Below are 20,013 nucleotides of genomic sequence, written 5' to 3' on the forward strand. Positions count from 1 at the left end.
ACGATGATTACTTGAAAAGACAGTCCGCTGCGTAGATCAGCTTAATAACGCCTGTCCGGAATCAACGGGGCACACCAGTCCAGGTCTCGAGAGTGCTCACCTGCCGGCAGCTACCGGCACCGAGCCTGCCCTACGGCGACCCGGCACGTCCCATTAGGTCTTGTAGATCGTTTGTTTTTGGTTCCCCGGCTGGTGGGGACGTTTCGATGGCCGGACGACCCCGGGGTGTTGGTGCGGCATGGTTGATCGGACCGTAGGGTCCGGGTGTGTCCGATGATCCGCTCGTGCCGTCGGTGCCGTCGGTGCCGTCGTATGACGAGCTCGCGGCGCTGGTGGTGGAGCAGGCGGCACTGATCGCGCAGTTGCGTGCCGAGTTGGAACAGGCCCGGGCGCGGATCGCGGAGTTGGAGGCCCAGGTCGCCAGGACCTCGCGGAACTCCTCGAGGCCACCGAGTTCGGACGGGCTGGCCAAGCCAGCGCCGACGTCACTGCGGACGAATGCGGGCCGGCGCCCTGGTGGGCAGAACGGCCATCCCGGGTCGACGCTGGGCATGGTCGCCGATCCTGATGTGCGCGTGGCGCACGAGCCGGGGCCGTGCTCGGGGTGCGGGACGTCGCTTGCGGGTCGGCCGGTGACCCGGACCGAACGCCGGCAGGTGTTCGACCTGCCCGAACTACGCCCGGTCGTTGTCGACGTAGAGGATCCGCGACTCCGGCGCGACCCGCTGGACGACCTCGTGCAGGTTCGGCGCGGTCGGCAGGCCGGCGCCGATGTCGAGGAACTGGCGGATGCCGTGATCGCTGGCGAGCACGTGACCCAGGCGCGCCATGAACTGGCGATTGGCGCGCATGGACGTCGGCAGGTTCGGCCAGTGCGCGACGATCTGGTCGGCGGCCGCGCGGTCGACCGGATAGTTGTCCTTGCCACCGAGGATGTGGTCGTAGACCCGCGCCGAGTGCGGGACGTCGGTCCGCAGGTCGAGCCCCTTCGCGGGATCAGGGGTGGCGGTACCCGGCTGGTGTCCGGCACTGGCGAGTTCGCTCACGGTGATCCTCCGTCGACGGATGCGCGAGGCCATGGATAGCACGCACCCGGACCGTCGCATGACCCTTCGTGGCATGGTGACCGGTCCCGGCGAAACCGGGCCGGACTGGTCATTCCGGATCGTTGGCCGCCGACCGGGGGCGAACGTCGTGGCACCGCAGATCGTCGTAGCCCGCTGGAGTCCGGCTCCAGAAACTCGACGCTCTGGTGTCGAGCCGCGGTTGGCGAACCTCGCCTGAGGCGGCACTGGATGGCGTGGCCGAGGCTGCTGTCCAGCCTGACGTCGCCGCATTCGTGGTGGGAGGGCGGGTCCGGGCCGGCGGCCGGCCGGAGCGCCGTCCGCGGGCCTTGACGCAGTACATCGCGTAGTCGGCCTGGCGCAGGAGGTCCTCGCTGGTCTCGACGGACTCGCCGCTGCCGTCGGCGACGGCGACACCGATGCTGAGGCCGATGTGCAGGTGGCGGCCGCCGAGGGTGAACACGGGATGCATGACGTCGGTGATGCGGCGGGCGGTGTGGTCGCTGGCGGTGGAAAGGTCGTCGGTGTCGCGGAGCAGGACGGCGAACTCGTCGCCGCCGAGGCGGGCGGCGAGGTCGCGCTCGCGGATGGCGCCGCCCAGGCGGCCGGCGACGGCGCGCAGGAGGTCGTCGCCGACGGCGTGGCCGTAGGTGTCGTTGATGGATTTGAAGGCGTCGACGTCGCAGTAGAGCAGGGCCAGGCCGGCGCCGTTCGCAAGGTGTTCGGCGACGGCGGCGTCGAGTTCGTCGGCGAACAGGGCGCGGTTGGCCAGGCCGGTGAGCGGGTCGTGGTTCGCCTGGTGGTGCAGCCGGCGTTGGGATGCCTGGACCTTCACCAGCAGCCGGGCGTTCTGGCCGATCATGACGACCTGGCGGATGGTCACCAGGGCCGCGAGGGCGACCGCGAGCTGGAGCGTGACGCCGCCGAGGTTCTCGCCGCGTACAGCGCGTGGCAGTACCAGGACGGTCGCGACCCCGAAGGGCAGGTACGGCAGGCACTGGTGGGCCCAGTGCAACAGCGTCTCGGTGCGTTCCGAGCGCTCGCGGCCCTGCTGGTCCGCGCGTCGCGGTGGCGCGATGATGGCGAGCCCGAGCAGCAACGGCGCGATCGTCAGCCCGAGGACGGCGATGATCGTCTGGTTGGCCGGGTCCGGCCCGTTCTGGGTCACGTGGATGATCGATGCCTCCGCCGCGGTGGTCAGGGACATCCCGGCGATGAGCAGGGCCATCGTGCGCACGTTGCGGGGCCGGCGGAAGGTCAGCACCAGCAGCAGGCCGACGATGGTCGCCGTCCCGGCGAGGGAATGGGTCAGCGCGAGCACGAGCCGCAGGCCGTGGATCCGCGCGGTCGATTCGTGCAGCAGCACGACCCACGAGATCAGCGTCATCGACGCCACGATCAGCAGGGTGTCGATGAGTACGACGGCGTCGCTGCGGATCCGGGTGCCGCGTTCCCCGGGTGACGGTGGCGCGCGGGAGTCGCGAACCGACTGGCTGGGATAGGCCACCAGCGCCAGCATCGCGAGCAGGAGGGGAACAAGATGCGCCGCGTCCGCCGGCCGCGGGGCCTGGGTGGCATATCCCGCGACGATGTCAAGATAGAAGAAGCTCCACTCGACCGCACCGACGAAGATCGCGAAGACGCTGGGGATCAGCAGTGCCCGCCAGAGGCGTTCGCCGGCGGGCGCGCGGGCGAGACCGGAACCAGCGAGGACGAGCCCCGTGGCACTCGCCGCCAGTGGTGGCACCCCCGTGGCGTACTCCCCGGCGGTGCCGGTCAACACCTGCCGCAGCACCAGGGCCACGGCGAGGATCCCGGCGAGCACCAGGACAAGCCGCCGGAAGGCGGTCTCGCTGATGGGCCGCCCCGATGCGGTCCAGGCCGGTCGGCCACGCGGCCAGGGGGAGCGGCTGGACGCGACCGCCGTCCCGAACAGCCCCACAGTCCCTCGCCTCCTACCCCAGTACTTCCCCGCCACCTGCGGTTTGGCACCTCGCAGCCACATCCCGGCCCGAGGGACCGGGATACGACGTTCGGGAGCTCTCGCGCCGGGCGGGCGTCATGGCGACGTTGTCGTTCCCACGCGTGCGCGACCAGCGACCAGCCTGGCGCAGGCGCGAACCGGAGCTCGGGGGCGGCGCTACACAGCCGTACCGTCGACCGCCAGAGCAGGTACGAACATTCGGGTAAGAATTCACGATTCGCGCGTATGCGAACGATGTGGCGGCGGTTCGTGGTGTTGTGGCCGGCGCAGGGTGGTCGAGGGCGTGCTCAGCACTCGGTGCCGGCGGTGCCCTGCTCGTCGGTGTGGACCTCGGACCAGTCGAGGCCGTCGAGGTTGACGACGATGGCCTCCTGGGTGGTGCGGGCGATGACGACGACGGCCTCGACGGAGGGGTCGGGGTTCTCCTCGCGGTGCGGGACGAACGGCGGGACGAAGATGTAGTCACCAGGCGCGGTCTCGACGCGGGTCTCGACGGGCTCGTCGCCGTCGACGTCGAGGAACACGAACACCGGGTTGCCGGCGACGATGTAGATCGCGGTCTCCGACGCGCCGTGGTGGTGGTTGCCGGACGCGGTCGACGCCGGCACGTGGGTCTGGCCCATCCACAGGTTGCGGGCGCCGACGGTCTTGCCGCTGATCGCCTCGCGGCGGCGCATGCCGGAGGTCTGCGTGGTGTCCTCGACGAGGCCGGCGGGCGCGACCCGGTGCAGCCGGGTGTGGAACGGGTCGATGTCGGCGGGCAGCAGCACCCCGGCGGGGGAGCGGACGAACTCCCCGTCGGCGCTGCCGGCGGGGACATGGATCGCGGGCATCAGGCTCCCTTGGCCAGTTCGGTCGTCGGAACGCGGTTGAGCTTCGGCGCGGGATCGAGGTCCGCCGCTGCCGGCCCGGGCGCGGCCCGTTCGGCGAGCAGGCCGCGCAACGCCTCCGCGACCCGCCACGAGATCGTCTCCGCCAGGCCCTGGCGGGACCAGACGGCGAGCGGCAGCGGTCGGGGGGCCGGCAGGTCGTCGCGGGCGACGAGCCCCTCGGGAGTCTGGCTGAGCGTCGCCATCAACGCCACCCCCAGTCCCGCGCCGACGGCGGCCTGCACGCCGGCGAGCTGGATGGCCTCCGCGCCGATGACAGCCGGGATGGCGTGCGCCGAGAGCGTCTCCAGCGCCCGGGTGCGCAGCGCGCAGGGATGGTCGAAGGCCACCACCGGCACCGGATCCGGACCGGCGGGCCGCTGCCACAGCGGCGAGCTGTACCAGACGAGCTCCAGCTCGCCGATGTGGATGGCGCGCGGGTCGTCGGCCGGGCCGAGCAGCAGGGCGAGGTCGACGCCGCCGCCGTCGAGGCGTTCGCGCAGCTGGGAGCCGCGGTCGAGGCGGAACCGGATGGCGTGGTCGGGCAGCGAGCGTTCCAGCGCGGCGGCGAGGTGGGGCAGCAGTTGCGCCGCGGCGTGCTCCGTCGACCCGATGACGACCGACCGCTCGGCTCCGCGGCCGAACTCGCGCAGCGTCTCGTCGTGGATGGCGAGCAGGCGCCGCGCCTGGGCGAGCAGCCGCTCCCCGTCGGGGGTGAGCCGCGACCCGCGGCCCGCCCGCTCCACCAGGGTCCGCCCGGTCACCGCCTCCAGTCGGCGGACATGCTGGCTCACCGCGGCCTGACTCAGGTGCAGCGAGGTGGCGGCCCGCTGGAACCCGCCGCAGTCCGCGACAGCGACGAGGCTGCGCAGCGGCGCGATGTCCAACGTATGGCCCACGCCGCCACACTACTCACAAATCCATAAGGAAACGTGATGTTTCGTCATCACGAAGAGTCGTTGGACATCGACACGCCCGCGCCGCATGCTCACTGACATGACCCAGCTGACCGCCGTGATGCTCACGTGTTGTCGCTGGCTGGACCTGGCCCGCGGCCAGGCAGCCCTCTGTAGCTGACCCCTCCGGCTGGCCGCGCCTCCCGGACGGGAACCGTGATTGTCACTCCGCGTGATCGGTCGCGGAGCGGTCGCCGCCCCCGGAACGACCCGCGGGCCCGCGCGACCGTCGCGGGCCGACCGCCTCGCCGTCGGCCCGGCGCCTCCCCCTTCTGATCGCCACCGCCCGCCTGCCCGCCGGTCGCATGTGCCGGCGCCCGGGTCCGCCCCCATCACCGCCGTCCGGCCGTCCGCCCGTCCGCCACCGCCCGCAGGCCCGCCGCCCACCGTCTGGAAGGTCCCACCATGTCTCGTCGCACCCTCACGCTGGGCGCCGTGCTTTTCGGCGTCGGCGGGCCCGGCCAGCATGCCACCTGGCTCAACCCCGAGATCCCGACCGACGCCAGCGTCGACGTCCGGTGGTACATCGCCCGCGCGCAGCAGGCGGAGGCGGCGAAGTTCGACCACATCTTCATCGTCGACAGCCAGTTCATCACCGCCGACTCGCCGAACCACTATCTCAGCCGGCTCGAGCCGCTCACCCTGCTGTCCGCGGTCGCGGTGCACACCAGCCACATCGGCCTGGTCGGCACGATCACCACGTCCTACAACGAGCCGTTCAACGTCGCGCGCCGCCTCGCCTCGCTCGACCACATCAGCGGCGGGCGCGCCGGGTGGAACGTCGTCACCAGCGGCGACGCCGGCACGGCCGGCAACTACAGCCGCGACGCGCACTTCGACTACCCGACCCGCTACGGCCGCGCGCTCGAACACGTACGCGTCGCCCAGGGACTGTGGGACTCCTACGAGGCCGACGCGTTCCCCCGCGACCGCGAGCGCGGCGCGTTCTTCGACCGCTCCCGCCAGCACGAGCTGAACCACCGCGGCGAGCACTTCTCCGTCGTCGGGCCGCTGAACCTGGAGCGCACCCCGCAGGGGCAGCCCGTCATCTTCCAGGCGGGTGACTCCGAGGAGGGCCGTGACCTCGGCGCGAGCGTCGCCGAGGCCATCTTCACCCACGCCGAGAGCCTGGAGCAGGCGCAGGCCTTCCGCCGGGAGATGCGCGCCCGGGTGGCGGCCAAGGGCCGGGATCCGGAGAACCTGCTCATCGTCCCCGGCATCTTCCCGATCATCGCGGACACCGACGAGCAGGCCCGGGCCAAGGAGGCCGCGGGCCGCGGCGAGCTCAGCTTCGAGCGCGCCCTGGCCGAGCTCGGCCGGCCCTTCGGCTGGCACGACTTCTCCCGCTACGACCTCGACGCCCCGTTCCCCGAGGTCGGCGACGCCGGCGAGCGCAGCTTCCGGACCCAGGCGGACGCGATCAAGAAGCTGGCCCGGGACAACGACCTCACCCTGCGCCAGGTCGTCGAGCACCAGCTGGGCGCCTCGCGCTCGCCGTTCGTCGGCTCGCCGCTGACGGTGGCGAACGAGATCCAGCGCTGGTTCGACGCGGGCGCGTTCGACGGCATCAACATCATCGTGACCGCCCCGAGCGAGTTCGCCCGCTTCACCGACGAGGTCCTGCCGATCCTGCGCGAGCGTGGCGTGGCGCGGACCGAGTACGAGTCCACGACGCTGCGCGGCAACCTCGGCCTGCCCGTCCCCGCCAACCGCCACACCGCCGCGCGGCAGCCGTCGCCGGCACCCGCAGAGCCCGCCGCCACGCCGCCCGCCGCCACGCCGCCCGCCGCCACGCCGCCGGCCGACGTCCACGGGTCCGCCGGTGTCGCTGCGGCCGCCGACGTCGCGGCCGTCCCGCCCGCGCTCGTGTCCTGACCGCGCCCGCCGCCCGCCGCCACGCCCGCATCCGACCAAGCCAGGAGGGAGAACCGAGTTGACCCGCACGCTGCACCTCGCGCTGAGCGCCTACGGCGTCGGCGGCCCCGGCCAGCACGGCCTGTGGAAGGACCCGCGGGTCCCGGCCAACGCCAGCATCGACATCGACTACTACATCCGGCAGGCGAAGACCGCCGAGGCGGCACTGTTCGACGCGTACTTCATCGTCGACAGCCAGTTCATCAACGCCACCTACCCGTCGCACTACCTCAACCGGCTCGAACCGCTGACGCTGCTGTCGGCGGTCGCGACGCACACCCGCCACCTCGGCCTGGTCGCCACCGCGAGCTCCACGTACAACTCGCCGTTCAACCTCGCCCGGCGCCTGGCCTCCCTGGACCAGATCAGCCACGGCCGGGCCGGCTGGAACGTCGTGACCAGCTTCGACTCCGGCACGTCCCGCAACTACGGGCTCGACGAGCACCTCGACCACCCCACCCGCTACGGTCGGGCGCTGGAGTCCGTCGAGGTGGTGCGCGGCCTGTGGGACTCCTACGAGGACGACGCGTTCCCCGCCGACGTCGAACGGGACATGTTCCTCGACCCGTCCCGCCTGCACGCCCTCGACCACGTCGGCGAGCACTTCCGGGTCGCCGGACCGCTGAACGTGTCCCGCTCGCCGCAGGGCCAGCCGGTCATCTTCCAGGCCGGCGTGTCCGAGGAGGGCCGCGACCTGGCGGCCCGGGTCGCCGAGGGGATCTACGCGCCGGGCGGCTCGATCGAGGCGTCGCGGGCCTACTACCGCGACGTCAGGACCCGGGCCGCCGCGCTCGGGCGCGACCCGCGGCACGTGGTGATCCTCGTCGGCGCCGCGCCGGTGATCGCCGACAGCGACGAGGGCGCCTACGAGCTGTCCCGGGACATCTTCGAGGCCGACAACGACTTCGGCCGCAAGCTCGGCTTCCTCGGCCGTGCCTTCGGCGCCCACGACTTCTCCCGCCACGACCTCGACGCCCCGTTCCCCGACGTCGCGCACCTCGCCGAGCGCAGCGGGCGCACCCGCGGCCTGGAGATCGTCCGGCAGGCCCGAGAGGAGCAGCTGACCCTGCGCGAGGTCGTCGAGGCCGTCACCGAGTACACGCCGTCGCCGTTCACCGGCGCACCGGACACCGTCGCCGACGCCATCGAGGACTGGTTCCTCACCGACGCCGCCGATGGCCTCAACCTGCACTTCCGCACGCAGGACGACCTGGAGCGCTTCACCGGCGATGTGGTGCCGCTGTTGCAGCAGCGCGGGCTGTACCGCACCGAGTACGAGGCCGACACGCTGCGCGGCCACCTCGGCCTTCCGATCCCCGCCAACCGCCACACCGTCGAACGCGAGCGCCGGGCCGCGGCGGCGCCGGTCGCGGCGGAGCGGACCGCGTCGTCGGCGTCGTCCGCGCTGGCGTCGGCGGCGCGGAGCACCGAACCCGAACCGGCAGGAGTCTGACCGCGATGACCGACCCCCGCGTCACCGATCCGCTCGCCCTCGACCCACCACCGGGGCTGCGTACCCGGGGAACCGTGCTGGTCGTGCCGGGCCGCGGCGAGTCCACCGGCACCTACCGCCGGTTCGGCACCCGCCTCGCCGTCGACGCCTACCAGGTTCGGGTCCTGTCGGCGCCGACCCTCGACCAGGCCGATCTGCGTGGCTCGCTCGACCGCCTCGGCGCCCGGCTGAGCGCCGCCGTCACCGCCCTTGACGGCCCGGCGCCAGCGCTCGCCGCCGCGAATGCCCCCGCCGGCGGCGGAACGGGCGCCGCCGCGAGTGCCCCCACCGGTGGGGGAGTGCCCGCCGGTGGGGGAGCATCTGCCTGCCGGGGGGCCGGCGCGGCCGGTGAGGGGCTGGTGCGCCCGCTCGTCCTGGTCGGCGCGGACAGCGGCGCCGCCGCCCTCGCGGCGCTCGCCGCGACAGTCCCGCCCGGCGCCCGCTGGTGGCCCGACGCACTCGTCCTGGCCGGCCTGCCCGGCCACGGCGCCCGCGTGATCGGCGACTGGGACAGCGAACTCGACGCGCGCACCCACTGTCCCGTGCACCGCGGCGCACTGCGTGACGATCCGGCCGTGCGACCCGGCGCGCTCGCCGAGGCCGTGCCCGACGCGCTGCTCGACGCGGCCTACGGCAGCACCGCCGAGCTGCCCCAGCTCCTGCTCGTCGGCGACGCCGACCCGCTCGCCGACCGCGCCGCGCTCGCCCGGCTCGCGAAGGGACTGCCCGCGGCCCGCCTCGCCGTCGTCCGCGGCGGGCACCGCGACGTCCTCAACGACCTGCAGCACCGCTCCGTCGCCGCCGAGATCGTGAGCTTCCTCGAGGTTCTGCGCGGCGGCCTGCCCCTCGTCCCGACCATCACGGTGGAGGCCAGCTCATGGTGAGCCCGACGCAGGTGTTCGACCCCCGCCGGCTGCGGCACGTCTTCGGCGCCTTCCCGTCCGGGGTCGCCGCCGTCGCCGCCGTCGTCGACGGTGCGCCGGTGGGGCTGCTGGTCAGCTCGTTCACGTCGGTGTCGCTCGACCCGCCGCTGGTGTCGCTGTGCGTCGCGCATGCGTCGTCGACCTGGCCGGTGCTGCGCGCCGCGCCCCGACTCGGCGTGAGCATCCTCAGCGCCGTGCAGGAACGCGCCGGGCGCCAGCTCGCCGGCCGCGGCGCCGACCGGTTCACCGAGCTTGCCTGGCGCGCCAGCGACGACGGTGCCGTGCTGCTCGACGGCGCCAGCGGCTGGCTGGAGACCAGCGTCGACCAGCAGGTCCGCGCCGGCGACCACGACATCATCGTGCTGCGCGTCCACGACCTCGACGCCGACCACGACGTCAGCCCGCTGGTCTTCCACGCCAGCCAGTTCCGCCGCCTCGGCCGCACCTGACCCACGTGCCGCCCACGCCCCTGCCGGGCGGGGGCGTGGGCGGGCGGCGCGACCACACGGCGCTTCGTCCCGCCCGCACCGCCCCAGGGTCAGGCGCTGGCCAGCGCCGTTGTCGACAGCTCCCACAGGCGGGCCGCCGCGGCCGGGTCGAGGGCGTACTCGGCGACGCCGTTGCGGGGGCCGCGGACGCCGCGTTCGGCCTCGTGGCAGTCCTCGAAGTAGCGACCGCCGATGCCGTCGAGCAGGGGTGAGGTCGCGACCAGCACCGACGTCGCCGCACCCTGCTCGGTGGTCTTCCAGCGCAGCTCGGTGTCGCCGGCGCCGGCGGCCGCGCGCATCCGGTCCAGCTCCTCCTCGGTGATGTAGCGCTGCAGGTTGGTGCGGATGCCGCCGGGCATCAGCGCGTTGACGGTGATGCCGTCACCGGCCCAGCGCCGGCTCGCCTCGACGGCGAACAGCACGTTCGCGGTCTTGGACTGCCCGTAGGCCGCCCACGGGTCGTAGTCGCGGCGCTCGAAGTGGATGTCGTCGAAGACGACCGGCGAGCGGTGGTGGGCGCTGGAGCTGACCGAGACGACCCGCGCGCCCCCGCCGGCGGCGGCCAGGGCGCCGTGCAGGCCGGTGGTCAGCCCGAAGTGGCCGAGGTGGTTGGTGGCGAACTGCAGCTCCCAGCCCTGCGGGGTGCGCAGCAGCGGGGACGCCATGATCCCGGCGTTGTTGACCAGGATGTCCAGCGGGCCGTCCCAGCGCGCGACGAAGGCGGCCACGCTCGCCTGGTCGGCCAGGTCGAGCGGGCGGACCAGAAGCTGCTTGCTGCCGGTGCTGTCGGCGAGTTCCGCGGCGACGCGCTCGCCGGCCTCGACATCACGCACGGCGAGGGTCACCTCGGCGCCGGCGCCAGCGAGTGCCCGCGCGGTCTCCACGCCGATGCCGGAGGCACCGCCGGTGACGATGACCCGCTTTCCGGTGAGGTCGATGCCGTCGACGACCTCGGCGGCCGTCGACTCCGCGCCGAACGGGGTGGTGAGCCGGTCGATCATGGACGTCCCCTGTCGGTAGAATGAATCGGAGGAACCTCCGCTTGCTGTCCCAGGCTAACCGGAGGTTCCTCCGCAACATTCCCGGGAGGTGGGATGGCGAGCGCACGACCGCTGCGCGCCGACGCCCGACGCAACCGCGAACGGCTACTCTCCGTTGCCGTCCAGGCGCTGTCCCGCGAGGGCGCGGACGTCTCGCTCGAGGCGATCGCGCGCGAGGCCGGCGTCGGTATCGGCACGCTCTACCGGCACTTCCCGACCCGTGAGGCCCTCGTCGACGCCGCCTACCAGGGCGAGCTCGACCGGCTCTGCGACCGGGTCGACGACCTGCTCGCCGCCGCGCCGCCCGAGCAGGCCCTGCGCGCCTGGATGAACCACTTCGTCGACTACATGGGCACCAAGCGCGGCATGGGCGACGCGCTGCGCGCGCTCATCGCCAGCGGCGGCGACCCCTTCGCCCGCAGCCGGGACCGGCTGACCGCCGCCGTCGCCGCCCTGCTGGGCGCCGGCGCCGCGGCCGGCACGCTGCGCGCCGACGTCGCCCCCGACGACGTCCTGGTCGGCCTCAGCGGCATCTCGCTGGCCGCCGCCGACCGTCGCGACCGCGCGCAGACCGACCGCCTTCTCGGCCTGCTGATGGACGCCCTGAGACCCCGCTGACCCGGCCGGCCCCGCCTCGGAGATCCGTTCGGGCGGCTCGTCGCCGAGAGGTGCAGGATGCTCGTCCCGTGGACGGCCTCGCACCCATCCCGGCCGAGTTGCTGCGGAGTGACGGAAGTCACGTTGAGTCGATGGCAGCGTCAATGCTCACGTACCGCGATTTCTTGGGCAACGAGCAACAACGGACGCGTATCGATACCGCTGATCGAAAAGCTCGCCTGTCGCCGCGCTAAGTCCGGGCTGGTCGAACGACCGGCTTTCGTGGGCCCGGCGGCTGCCCGGCGCCGTACTCGTCAGGGCATGGGCGTCGCCGACGATCGCGGTGGCGCCGGATCCGGCGGGGGCGGGGGCGGGGAGCTGGAGCTGGCGGCGCTGGCGACGGTGAGCGTCACCGTGGTGTCGCGGCGAACCGTGCCCGCTTCCGGTGACTGGGCGAGAACCGTGCCCGCCGCCTGGCCGGTCGCCGGCTGCTGCTGCACGATGACGTCGAGACCGTAGCCCTGAAGCGTCGCCTCGGCGGTGGCGACCGGCTGACCCTTCACGGTGGGCACGCTGATCTGCGTGCTCACCACGGTGATCGTCACCGGCGAGCGGGGTGCCACCCGGGTGCCCACCGGGGGCTGCACCGCCTCCACCCGGCCGGGCCCGATCGAGGACGGGCCGGTCTGGGTTCGTACCGTCACCACCAGGCCGAAGGTCGTCAGGGTTCCCCGCGCGTCCAGCTCGGTGCGGCCGATCACGTCGGCGACGGTGGCGAACTCCGGCCCCTGGGTCTCGGTCGCGCCCGGCTCGGGCGTCGTCCCGGTCGGCGGGTTCGGGCTCACCCCGGACGGCCCCGCGGTCCGGTCGCCGGGGGAGGCGGTGACGCCCGCCGTGGCGGCGGTGTCCCCGTCCGACACCGTGATCGTGATCTTCGTCGAGCGGCTGACGACGCTGCTGCTGGGCGGACTGACCTGCACGACCCGGTCTCGCGGGACGCTTGCGTCCGGCTTCGTCACCCACGCGATGTTGGTGAGACCGGCGGCGCGCAGTCGCGCGGCAGCGTCGTCGGCGGTCAGGCTGATCAGGGCGGCGGGGACGACGAGGTGCCCGGCATCGGCGATGGCGGTGGGGGTGGTGGCGGGGCCGGGCCCACGCGGGTCGCGTGCGGCGAGCGCCACGGCGCTGGCCGTGACCAGCGCGGCCAGCGTCATTACCGCGATCAGAACTCTGCCCCGGCGCCCGATCGCCCTCGTCGTGGGCTGCCGGCCGCCCCGCGTGACAGGCTCCCCGACACCGCCGAGCGCGTCCACGCCGGCGGCACCGGCCGGCGCCGCGGCCGCCGCGGATGCCGAGCAGTCGGCGGATGCCGAGCAGTCGGCGGATGCCGAGCAGTCAGCGGATGCCAAGGAGCTAGCGGACGCCGAGGAGCCAGATGCCGAGGAGCCGGCGGACGCCGGGGGGAGGGCCGTACCCGCGGCGCCGGCCGTCCCGGGAAGGCCGGCGGCGTCGGCGGGGGTCGGCGCGGCGGTGGGGCGGCGCAGGTCGAGGAGCCCGGTCGCCGGGTTCGTCGGTGCCGCGGACGGTGCGTCGAGCTGCACCCCGAGCCGGACCATGCGGGCGAAGATCTCCTCGGCCGTCGGGCGTGCGGCCGGATCGCGGCGCATCGTGTCCCGGACGATCGCGGCGAGGTGCTGGTCCAGTCCGTCGAGATCGACGTCCGTCGTGGCGATGCGGTACAGCAGCGTGGGCACCGAGCCGGTGCCGAACGGCGGCCGTCCGGTGCTCGTGAACACGACCAGGCCGCCCCAGGCGAACACGTCGGTCGCCGGCGACACGGGCTCACCCCGGGCCTGCTCCGGCGCCATGAACATCGGCGTGCCGATGGCCTTGCCCTGGGTGATGGTCGGGCTGTCCGCGGCCCGGGCGATCCCGAAGTCGATCACACGGGGGCCGAGCGGGGAGAGCAGCACGTTCGACGGCTTGAGATCGCGATGGACCAGCCCGGCGCCGTGGATCGCGGTCAGCGCCGCCGCGACGCTCACCGCGACCCGCTCGCCGTCCGCGGACCCGAGCGGGCCGTCCGCTGCGACCTGATCCGCCAGCGTCCGCCCGGCGATGAACTCGGTGACCAGGTACGGCGCGGCGTCCGGCGGGTCTGCGACGGCCAGCACCTCCGCGGTGCAGAACCGGGCGACGCGGCGGGCGACCTGCGCCTCCCGACGGAACCGGGCCCGGTACTCGGCGTCGTCGGCGAGCTCCGCACGGACCACCTTCACCGCGACCAGCCGGCCCGTCGCGGTGTCCCGGCCGAGATAGACGGTGCCCATCCCGCCCTCGCCGAGGCGGGAGAGCATCTCGTACCCGCCCAGGTCACGGGGGTCGGACGGCCGCAGCGGACTCCCCGGGGGGTCCGCGCCACCGGACGCGGCGTCGCTCCGCTCGCCACGGCGGGGGTCCGCGCCCGGCCCAGGCCCGCCCGCAGCCGCGTATGAGTGCGAGTTCACGACACCTCCGCCCGGGAACACCTGAGTGCTCGGACGGCGTTCCGCCCTCGCACACCGTGACGCGCGGGACCATCATCAGGTTGCCCGGCTCCGGCGCGTCGGCGACTGTCCACCACCCGACACCGGGCCGGGCGTTTGGTCGGTCTCGGGCGGGAGAAGGGTCAGGCGCTCATCGTGCCAGCGGCGGCGGATCGCCCGGTCATGGCTGACCAGCACGATCGCGCCCGGGTAGGCGTCGAGCGCCGCCTGCAGCTCCTCGACGAGCGCCAGGCTGAGATGGTTCGTCGGCTCGTCGAGCAGCAGCACGTCGACGGGGTCGCGCAGGACCCGGGCGAGGGCGAGGCGCTGGCGCTGGCCGGCGGAGGCCCGGCCGATCGGCAGGCTCAGCTGCTCGGCGGTGAACAGACCGAACGACAGCAGCGCGGCGGCGTGCTCCCGGGCGTCACCCGGATGGCCCCGGGCGAAGGTCGCGAGCAGGCTGCGGTCGGGGTCGTCGACGTCGATCCGCTGCGGAAGGTGGCCGGCGGTGGCCCGCCGGGTCAGCGTGCCGTGGTCGGGGGCGAGCTCCCCGGCGAGCACGCGCAGCAGGGTGCTCTTGCCCGCGCCGTTCGCGCCGTCGACCAGCAGCCGCCCGCCGGCCGGGACGGCGACGGTGACGGGCGCCAGCCGGCCGGCGACCGACACGTCGACCGCGTCGAACAGGACGCCACCGCCCGTGCCTGTTGGCGCCGGGCCCGCGGGCAGGGCGAAGCGCAGCGGCTGCGGGGGTGCCGCGACCGGATGGTCGAGCAGACGGCGCAGCCGTTCCTCGGCGTTGCGTACCCGGCTGGCGACCGCCTGCTGGACACGATCCCCGGCGATGCCGTAGGACATCTTGTTCTTGTCCGTCGGGCCGCGGTGGGACGCGCCCCGGCGGGCCGTGCTCGCGGCGGCCTCGCGCTGGCGGGCGACGTCGGCGGTCCAGGTGGCGTGCGCCTGGGCCCGGCGGGCGCGGGTGGCGGCGCGGGCGGCGAGGTAGCCGCCGTAGCCGTCGCCGTAGCGGCGGACGCCGTGGGTGTCCCCGTCGACCTCGATGAGGGTGTCCGCGACCTGGTCGAGGAAGATCCGGTCGTGGGAGACCACCGCCGTCGTCCCGGTGCGGGCCCGCAGGTGGCTGGCGAGCCAGGCGAGCCCGTCGTCGTCGAGGTGGTTCGTCGGCTCGTCGAGCAGCAGCACCTCGCGGCCGGCCGCGAGCACGCAGGCCAGCCGCAGCCGCGCCTGCTGACCGCCGGAGAGCGCGCCGAGCGGCCGGTCGCGGCGCAGCCCGCCGAGGCCGACGCCGTGCAGCACCTGTTCGACGCGGGCATCCGCGTCATAGCCGCCGCGCAGCTCGAACGCGGCGAGCAGCGTGCCGTACTCGGCGAGCACCCCCGCGTCGCCATCGCTGTTGCCGCTGTGGGCGCCGCCGTCGCAGAGTGGCGGACCGGCGGACATCGCCGACTCCAGCGCGCGCAGCCGGGCCTCGATCGCCCGCAGGTCGGCCAGCGCGTCGTCGACGGCGTCGGCGACCGTCCAGCCGGGCGTCGGGGTCGCCTCCTGCGGCAGATGTCCGATGCCGCCGCCGGCCTGGCGGATCACCCGACCGTCGTCGGGCAGTTCGACCCCGGCGAGCAGGCGCAGCAGGGTGCTCTTGCCCGAGCCGTTCTCGCCGATGATGCCGGTGCGGGCGCCGGTCGGCAGCGAACAGGTCACCTCCCGCAGCACGGGGCGATGATCATAGAACTTGCTGGCAGCGTCCAGCGTGAGCTGGGTGGATGTGAGAGGGGAAGACACGGCGAACCTCGGAGACGGGACCGGGCACACGTCCGGGCAGGGGCCGGCGTGCGAGGGCGGCGTCTCACAGGTCCATCTGGCGGCTCCCGGGGAAGGCAACGTGTCCGTCCGTGACGGTGCCATGCCCACGGGCGGCCCGCAACATGTTTTCCGGCCGCGGCCACGCCGGGCGGCCGCGGGCGGCGGGCTGGCCGAGGGACCGGACGGATCCGGTCGAGGGCGCGTCGCGTCCCGGTATGATTCCTGCCGCTGAACCTGCTGGATAATCCGCTCACGGCCGGGGGCGCGGCTCCTGCGGCGCCGGTCGTCGCGGAGAATCGGCGCCGGTCGCATTTCTTGCCACCTGTCCAACACCCTGTCCGTGTCCGCATGGAGGAAATCCCCGTGAGTAGCCGGGTCGAGACGCTGGAATTCCAGGCCGAGGCGCGTCAGCTTCTGCGGCTGATGGTTCATTCGATCTACTCCGACAAGGACGTGTTCCTGCGGGAACTCATCTCCAACGCGTCCGACGCGCTGGACAAGCTGCGCCTCGCCTCCCTGACCGACCAGGACCTGCGGGTCGACCTCCCCGATCTGCACATCGAGCTGGTCGTCGACCGCGACGACCGGACGCTGACCGTGCGCGACAACGGCATCGGCATGTCCCGCGACGACGTCGTCGGCCTCATCGGCACGATCGCCCGCTCCGGCACCGCCGAGCTGCTGGGCAAGCTCCGCGAGGCCCGGGAGTCCGGGGACGCGGGCGCCTCGGCGGATCTCATCGGCCAGTTCGGCGTCGGCTTCTACTCGACCTTCATGGTCGCCGACCGCGTCACGCTGCTCACCCGCCGCGCCGGCGAGGACACCGGCACCCGCTGGGAGTCCACCGGCGAGGGCACCTACGTCATCGAGGCCGTCGACGACGCGCCGCGGGGGACCGCGGTCACGGTGCACCTCAAGCCCGAGGACAGCGAGGACCGGCTGTTCGACTACACCGACGAGCGCAAGATCCGCGAGATCGTCAAGCGCTACTCCGACTTCATCGCCTGGCCGATCCGGATGGCCGTCGAGCGCCCCGCCCCGGCCGCCGCCGACTCCGACGGCGAGGGTGACGGCGAGCCCGCGGACGACGCGACGGTGACCGAGATCGAGACGCTGAACTCGATGAAGGCGCTGTGGGCCCGCCCCCGCGAGGAGGTCGACCAGGCCGAGTACAACGAGCTCTACCGCCACCTCAGCCACGACTGGACCGACCCGCTCGAGGTCATCCAGATGAAGGGCGAGGGAACGTTCGAGTACGAGGCGCTGCTGTTCATCCCCGCCCGCGCGCCGCTGGACCTTTACACCCGCGACGCCCGCCGCGGAATCCAGCTCTACGTCAAGCGTGTGTTCATCATGGACGACTGCGAGGCGCTGCTCCCGAACTACCTGCGCTTCGTCAAGGGCGTGGTCGACGCCCGCGACCTCTCGCTGAACATCTCCCGGGAAATCCTGCAGCAGGACCGGCGGATCCAGCAGGTCCGCCGCCGGCTCGTCCGCAAGGTGCTCGCGTCGGCGCAGAGCCTGCTCGACGGCGACCGCGAGCGCTACCGCACCTTCTGGGGGGAGTTCGGCGCGGCGGTGAAGGAGGGCCTGCTGGAGGACGCCGACAACACCGAGGCGATCCTCGAGATCGTCTCCGTCGCGTCGACGGCCGACCCGGAGGCGACGACCACCCTGCGCGAGTACACCGAGCGGATGAAGGACGGCCAGACCGAGATCTACTACATGACCGGCGACTCCCGGGCGACCATCGAGAACTCCCCGCACATGGAGGCGTTCGTGGCCCGCGGGTACGAGGTGCTGATCCTCACCGACCCCGTCGACGAGGTCTGGGTCGAGCGGGTCGGCGCCTTCGACGGCAGAACTCTGCAGTCGATCGCGAAGGGCCAGGTCGACCTCGGCACCGACGAGGAGCGCAAGGAGGGCGAGGCCGAGCGGGAGCGGCAGCGCAAGGAGTACGCGGACCTGCTCACGTGGATGGCGCAGCGCCTCGGGGAGGACGTCAAGGAGGTCCGGCTGTCCTCGCGGCTGACGACGTCGCCGGCCTGCGTCGTCGGTGACACCTTCGACATGACCCCGGCGCTGGAGAAGATGTACCGCGCGATGGGCCAGTCCGTCCCGCACCCCAAGCGCATCCTGGAGCTCAACCCGACCCATCCGCTGGTCACCGCGCTGCGCCGGACACACGAACAGGACGTCGAGTCCGTCGCCCTCGCCGAGACCGCCGACCTGCTCTACGACCTGGCGCTGCTGGCCGAGGGCGGCGACCTGCGCGACCCGGCGCGGTTCACCCGGGTCCTCGCCGGTCGCCTGGCGAGCGCCCTGTAGTCCCGCCCCGCCCGGTGTCACCGCGCCGGCGCCGTACCCGTGGCGCCGGCGCGGGCAATGATCGCGAAGGCGTCGCCGTGCGGACCGGCGGCCAGCGCGAAGCGGCCGGTGGGCAGGTCCGACGCCGTGACGAGCACGGTGCCCCCGAGCTCGCCGACCCGGGTCAGTGCGGCGTCGGTGTCGGCGACGGCGAAGTAGGTCAGCCAGCGCGACGGCACCTGGGCCGCAACGACCGGGGGCATCGCGAGCAGCCCGGCCACCGGCGCGCCGGCGAGCTTCCACTCGTAGTACTCCATGGGACCGTCGCCGGGACCGGGATCGGCGATGGTCCAGCCGAACACCGCCGGGTAGAAGGCGCGGGCGGCGCGGAGATCACGACTGTCGAGCTCGTTCCAGCAGAAGGAGCCGGGCTCGCCCCGCACCCCCGCCCCGGGGAACGCGCCCGGCTGCCAGACCGAGATCGCCGCGCCGGCCGGATCGGCGAACACCGCCATCCGCCCCAGGTCGGACACGTCCCGCGGCGCCGCCAGGACCGCGCCGCCGGCCGCCCGCACGGACCTGGCGACCTCGTCGGCGTCCTCGACGCGGAGGTAGGTGGCCCAGGCCGCCGGCCACGCCGGATCGAGCCGCGGGCCGAGGCCGGCCACGGGCAGTCCGCCGAGGGTGAAGATCGTGTAACCGCCGGCGGCGGGGTCCGGGAAGACCTGGGCCTCCCAGCCGAACAGGGCGCCGTAGAACGCCCGCGACGCCTCGACGTCGGGACTGGCGAGGTCGACCCAGCACGGCGTCCCGGGTTCGTACGCGGTGATCACGGCCATCGGGGCAGCCCTTCGTCGCGGAACGGGACCGCACCGCCCGTTCGATGAACCCGCACGCTAGCGCCGGCGTCCGACAGTTCCGGGCTCCGGCGCCGGCTGCCGACGTCACACCCGCGGGCCCCGCACCCGCCCGTCGCATTACGGTGACCGGATGAGGCACGTTGACCCCGATCGGGAGGACACCGGCGCTTTCGTCGCCCTTCCCGCGGCCGGCCACACCCCCCCGCGACGGCGCCCGGTGACCGAGGCGGTACAGCCGGTGCTGCTCGCGGCCGGCTGCTACGCGCTGTCCGGGCTGTTCGCCCCGGTGCCGCGGCCCCGGGGGACCATCGTGGCGCTGCACGGCGGCGGTGTGAACGCCACCTACTTCCACTGCGCCGCGGACCCGGAACTGTCGCTGCTCACCCTGGCCGCGGCGGCGGGCTGGCAGGTGCTCGCGCTGGACCGCCCCGGCTACCGGGCGTCGGCGGACCTGGCCCCCGCCGACCAGAACCTCCCCGCGGGAGCCGAGATCGTCCACCGCGCCCTCGACACCTTCGCCGCGTCCCACGAGGTCGGCGCCGGGTGGTTCGTCCTCGCCCACTCCTACGGCGTGGAGCTGGCGATCCACCTCGCCGCCCACGCCCGTGGCGGGGAGCTGCTGGGCATCGACGGTTCGGGCTCGGGACGCCGCTTCCAGCCCGGCCGCTTCGGCCTGGACCCCCACGCCACGGCCCCCCGGACGGCCCGCGAGGTGATGGCGCTGTTCTGGGGTTCGCCCGAGCTCTACCCGCCGGGGGTCCTGCGGGCCCGCCAGGGCCTGCTCGAGCCGGTGCTGCCGGGCGAGGCCGCCGAGGCGCCGACCTGGCCGGACGCCTTCCCCGCGCTGGCCGGGCGGGTCCGGGTGCCGGTGCGCCTGACGATGGCGGAGCACGAGCAGTGGTGGATCTCCGACGACGTCGAGCTGGCCGCGACTGCCCGGGCGTTCACGTCGGCGCCGCTGGTCGAGACCGCCCGCCAGCCCGGCGCGCCGCACAACGTCAGCCTGAGCTGGGCCGCGCGGTCCTACCACCTCGCCGCGCTGGCGTTCGCCGAGCGCTGCCTGCTGCGGGCCCGTCTCGGCGAAGGCCACCTGCCGCGGCAGGCCGCGCCGACCCACGAGTGACCGGGGCCGCCCGTCCGGTCTGACCCGACTCCCGACGCCACGGGACACCCGTGGCG

Annotated in this window: 14 protein-coding genes and 2 pseudogenes; 8 read left to right on the top strand and 8 right to left on the bottom strand. The window is 73.7% G+C overall.

The genetic code is table 11. The annotated features are described in order from the left end of the window. Positions 1-335: 335 nt before the first annotated feature. Positions 336-530, top strand: a pseudogene (locus tag MXD60_RS15235) (DUF6444 domain-containing protein); the annotation flags it as partial. A 153-nt stretch (positions 531-683) separates the two neighbouring features. Here MXD60_RS15235 and MXD60_RS15240 read toward each other — a convergent pair. The 4 genes and pseudogenes from MXD60_RS15240 to MXD60_RS15255 all read right to left on the bottom strand — a co-directional run. Next, positions 684-977 (bottom strand): annotated as a pseudogene (locus tag MXD60_RS15240) (SAM-dependent methyltransferase); the annotation flags it as partial. A 178-nt stretch (positions 978-1,155) separates the two neighbouring features. Then, positions 1,156-3,006, bottom strand: a complete 1,851-nt coding sequence (locus tag MXD60_RS15245) for a diguanylate cyclase domain-containing protein (protein ID WP_248819721.1) — start codon at positions 3,004-3,006, stop codon at positions 1,156-1,158. Between the two features lie 329 nt (positions 3,007-3,335). After that, positions 3,336-3,881 carry a cupin domain-containing protein gene (locus MXD60_RS15250; RefSeq protein ID WP_248819724.1) on the bottom strand — a complete coding sequence of 182 codons (546 nt, stop codon included), beginning with the start codon at positions 3,879-3,881 and terminating at the stop codon, positions 3,336-3,338. Then, positions 3,881-4,816 (bottom strand): LysR family transcriptional regulator, encoded by a 936-nt coding sequence (locus tag MXD60_RS15255; protein ID WP_248819725.1) that lies wholly within the window; start codon positions 4,814-4,816, stop codon positions 3,881-3,883. Before MXD60_RS15255 ends, MXD60_RS15250 begins: the two co-directional genes overlap by 1 nt. Before the next feature lie 462 nt (positions 4,817-5,278). Here MXD60_RS15255 and MXD60_RS15260 point away from each other — a divergent pair, with 462 nt between their 5' ends. The 4 genes from MXD60_RS15260 to MXD60_RS15275 are packed head-to-tail and all read left to right on the top strand — an operon-like array spanning position 5,279 to position 9,651. Beyond that, complete coding sequence (locus MXD60_RS15260) at positions 5,279-6,748, top strand: LLM class flavin-dependent oxidoreductase (RefSeq protein WP_248819726.1); 1,470 nt, start codon at positions 5,279-5,281, stop codon at positions 6,746-6,748. A 58-nt stretch (positions 6,749-6,806) separates the two neighbouring features. After that, positions 6,807-8,240, top strand: a complete 1,434-nt coding sequence (locus tag MXD60_RS15265; protein WP_248819727.1) for an NtaA/DmoA family FMN-dependent monooxygenase — start codon at positions 6,807-6,809, stop codon at positions 8,238-8,240. Between the two features lie 5 nt (positions 8,241-8,245). Further along, positions 8,246-9,163, top strand: coding sequence for an alpha/beta hydrolase (locus MXD60_RS15270; protein WP_248819763.1), 918 nt, complete (start codon positions 8,246-8,248; stop codon positions 9,161-9,163). Further along, positions 9,157-9,651, top strand: coding sequence for a flavin reductase family protein (locus MXD60_RS15275; protein ID WP_248819728.1), 495 nt, complete (start codon positions 9,157-9,159; stop codon positions 9,649-9,651). The genes MXD60_RS15270 and MXD60_RS15275 overlap by 7 nt, the downstream gene beginning before the upstream one ends. A gap of 89 nt (positions 9,652-9,740) precedes the next feature. On the opposite strand, the gene MXD60_RS15280 is transcribed toward MXD60_RS15275, so the two are convergent. Further along, positions 9,741-10,691 (bottom strand): SDR family NAD(P)-dependent oxidoreductase, encoded by a 951-nt coding sequence (locus tag MXD60_RS15280; protein WP_248819729.1) that lies wholly within the window; start codon positions 10,689-10,691, stop codon positions 9,741-9,743. A gap of 93 nt (positions 10,692-10,784) precedes the next feature. Here MXD60_RS15280 and MXD60_RS15285 point away from each other — a divergent pair, with 93 nt between their 5' ends. Continuing rightward, positions 10,785-11,348, top strand: a complete 564-nt coding sequence (locus MXD60_RS15285; protein WP_248819731.1) for a TetR/AcrR family transcriptional regulator — start codon at positions 10,785-10,787, stop codon at positions 11,346-11,348. A gap of 293 nt (positions 11,349-11,641) precedes the next feature. Here MXD60_RS15285 and MXD60_RS15290 read toward each other — a convergent pair whose 3' ends face one another. Then, positions 11,642-13,834: a serine/threonine-protein kinase gene (locus tag MXD60_RS15290; RefSeq protein WP_248819732.1), complete on the bottom strand. Its 2,193-nt coding sequence runs from the start codon at positions 13,832-13,834 to the stop codon at positions 11,642-11,644. Positions 13,835-13,909: 75 nt separating this feature from the next. Beyond that, positions 13,910-15,646, bottom strand: a complete 1,737-nt coding sequence (locus tag MXD60_RS15295) for an ABC-F family ATP-binding cassette domain-containing protein (RefSeq protein ID WP_308222491.1) — start codon at positions 15,644-15,646, stop codon at positions 13,910-13,912. A gap of 384 nt (positions 15,647-16,030) precedes the next feature. On the opposite strand from MXD60_RS15295, the gene htpG reads away from it, so the two are divergent. Continuing rightward, the gene (htpG, locus tag MXD60_RS15300; protein WP_248819734.1) at positions 16,031-17,995 is read left to right on the top strand and encodes a molecular chaperone HtpG; all 1,965 of its coding nucleotides are present in this window, start codon (positions 16,031-16,033) and stop codon (positions 17,993-17,995) included. 17 nt (positions 17,996-18,012) lie between these two features. Here htpG and MXD60_RS15305 read toward each other — a convergent pair whose 3' ends face one another. Further along, positions 18,013-18,813 (bottom strand): VOC family protein, encoded by an 801-nt coding sequence (locus MXD60_RS15305; RefSeq protein ID WP_248819735.1) that lies wholly within the window; start codon positions 18,811-18,813, stop codon positions 18,013-18,015. Between the two features lie 151 nt (positions 18,814-18,964). Between MXD60_RS15305 and MXD60_RS15310 the strand changes: the two genes are divergently transcribed. Next, complete coding sequence (locus tag MXD60_RS15310; RefSeq protein WP_248819736.1) at positions 18,965-19,957, top strand: alpha/beta fold hydrolase; 993 nt, start codon at positions 18,965-18,967, stop codon at positions 19,955-19,957. Positions 19,958-20,013 lie beyond the last annotated feature (56 nt).

The sequence above is a fragment of the Frankia sp. AgB32 genome (assembly GCF_023243045.1).
GTDB lineage: Bacteria > Actinomycetota > Actinomycetes > Frankiales > Frankiaceae > Frankia.